Raw genomic sequence first — 2,058 nt, 5'->3', positions numbered from 1 at the left:
GGCCGCCCACCACCCCGGACGCGGGCGTGGCGGTGGCGGAGGACGACAAGGACCGGGACAGGGGCCGGGACTCCGGGCGGGATGAGCCCCGCGGCGGCCGGGGCAAGCGCGGCCGGGGCGAGGTGACGCTCTTCCTGGACGAGCCCGCGGAGGTGTTCCTCAACAACAAGCGGTTGGGGACCACGCCGCTGGTGAAGCGCGCGCTGCCGGTGGGTGCGACCGAGTTGATATTGGTGGGCGAGGACAAGAAGCGCCGCGTGCTCTCCGTGCCGGTGGAGGCGGGCAAGACGGTGCGCCTCAACCTCAAGCTGAAGGACCTGCCCGGCCGATGAATGAGAGGCAGGGTCGGAAGGGCTCCGCTATCCTTTCGGCCCATGGCGTTCTCCCTTGGCTTCCTGATGGACCCGCTCGAGAGCGTGCGGGTGGACCACGACACGACGTTCTCGCTGATGCTGGAGGCCCAGCGGCGCGGGCACGACGTCTACTACTTCGAGCAGGGGTGGCTGCGCTTCAACGGCCGGTGCGCTGAGGCGCGCATGCGCCGGGTGAAGGTGCGGCGCGAGCCCGGCCGGCACTTCGACGTGCTGCATGAAGAGGTGCGGCCCCTGTCGAAGCTGGACGTGCTCTTCCTGCGCAAGGATCCGCCGGTGGATGCGAACTATCTGCACGCGACCCAGCTGGTGGAGCTGTGTCCGGACCGCTCGCCGGTGTTCATCAACAACCCGTCCGGCATCCGCGACGCGAACGAGAAGCTCTTCACGCTGAACTTCCCGGACCTGATGCCGGAGACGCGCGTGACGAGCGAGCTGTCGGTGGTGATGGACTTCGCGGCCCAGAACGCGAAGGGCACCATCCTCAAGCCCATCGACGGGTTCGGCGGCAAGGGCATCCTGTTCCTGGCGCCGGGGGACCGCAACGCGCGCTCGATGGTGGAGCTGCTGACGCAGGGCGGGAAGGAGCCCATCCTCGCGCAGGCGTACGTGCCGGAGAGCCGCCTGGGCGACAAGCGCATCATCCTGGTGGACGGCGATCCGGTGGGCGCGGTGCTGCGCGTGCCGTCGGACGCGGACCACCGGGGCAACATGGCCGCGGGCGGCACGCCGATGAAGGCGGAGATCACCGCGCGCGACCTGCACATCTGCCAGCGCCTCAAGCCGGCGCTCCAGGAGAAGGGGCTCATCCTGGTGGGCATCGACGTGCTGGGCGACTACCTCACGGAGGTGAACGTCACCAGCCCCACGGGGCTCGTGGAAGCAAGCCACCTGGACCACGTCTCCTGCGAGGCGCGCGTGCTGGACGTGGCCGAGCGGATGCACGGCGCCCGCTAACGTGACGGCTTCCTCGGCTCCTTCGGCCGCACGGGACGATGAGACGCTGGACGCCATTGGCACCGCGGACGTGCGGGTGTTCCAGCGCCGCTCGGGCTACCGCTTCACGTTGGATGCGGTGCTGCTGGCGCACTTCGCGGCCACGGAGGGGCGGGAGCTGTCCGGGCCGGTGCTGGAGTTGGGCGCTGGCAGTGGCGTGGTGTCGCTGCTGCTGGTGAAGCAGTTCGGCGTCGAGGGACCGGTGGACGCGCTGGAGCTGCAGCCCGGGGTGCACGGGCGGCTCACGCGCGCGGTGTCGCTCAACGGGTGTGAAGGCCAGGTGCGGCCGGTGCTCGGGGACCTGCGGCAGGCGCGGACGCTGCTGGCATCCGGGGCCTATGGGCAGGTGGTGTCCAACCCGCCGTTCCGCCGGGCCCAGGCGGGGGTGGTGAGCCCGGACGAGGAGCGCGCCGTGTCCAAGTCGGAGGTGGCGTGTGACGCCGAGGCGGTGGTCGCCGCGGCCCGGCATGCGCTGCGTCCAGGCGGAGGCGTGAGCCTGGTGTATCCGGCGGCGCGGCTTGGAGAGGTGCTGGGGTTGCTCACGGGGGCGAGGCTGTTTCCCCGGGTGCTGCGCACGGTGCATGCGCACGTGGAGGCCCCGGCGACGCGCTTCCTGGTGCAGGCGCTGCGGGACCAGGACCGGGGACTGTCGGTGCGGCCGCCGTTGATCGTCCACGGGGCGGGGCCTGGG

Annotated in this window: 3 protein-coding genes; all 3 read left to right on the top strand. The window is 71.2% G+C overall.

Annotation, left to right across the window (positions count from 1 at the left end; translation table 11 throughout):
* The coding region (locus tag D7Y13_RS41125; protein WP_120631049.1) for a PEGA domain-containing protein at window positions 1–332 on the top strand (332 nt) is incomplete at its 5' end.
* Between the two features lie 42 nt (window positions 333–374).
* The gene (gene gshB, locus D7Y13_RS41120; protein WP_120538240.1) at window positions 375–1,328 is read left to right on the top strand and encodes a glutathione synthase; all 954 of its coding nucleotides are present in this window, start codon (window positions 375–377) and stop codon (window positions 1,326–1,328) included.
* A 1-nt stretch (window position 1,329) separates the two neighbouring features.
* On the top strand, window positions 1,330–2,058 hold a 729-nt coding region (locus tag D7Y13_RS41115), incomplete at its 3' end, for a tRNA1(Val) (adenine(37)-N6)-methyltransferase (RefSeq protein WP_120631048.1).

Source organism: Corallococcus praedator (assembly GCF_003612125.1).
GTDB lineage: Bacteria > Myxococcota > Myxococcia > Myxococcales > Myxococcaceae > Corallococcus > Corallococcus praedator.
This window is presented reverse-complemented; position numbering and strand designations above follow the sequence as displayed.

Bases quoted from the DNA above. Each gene is read 5' to 3' on its own strand.
- gshB (WP_120538240.1), top strand. From the start codon at position 375: ATGGCGTTCTCCCTTGGCTTCCTGATGGACCCGCTCGAGAGCGTGCGG.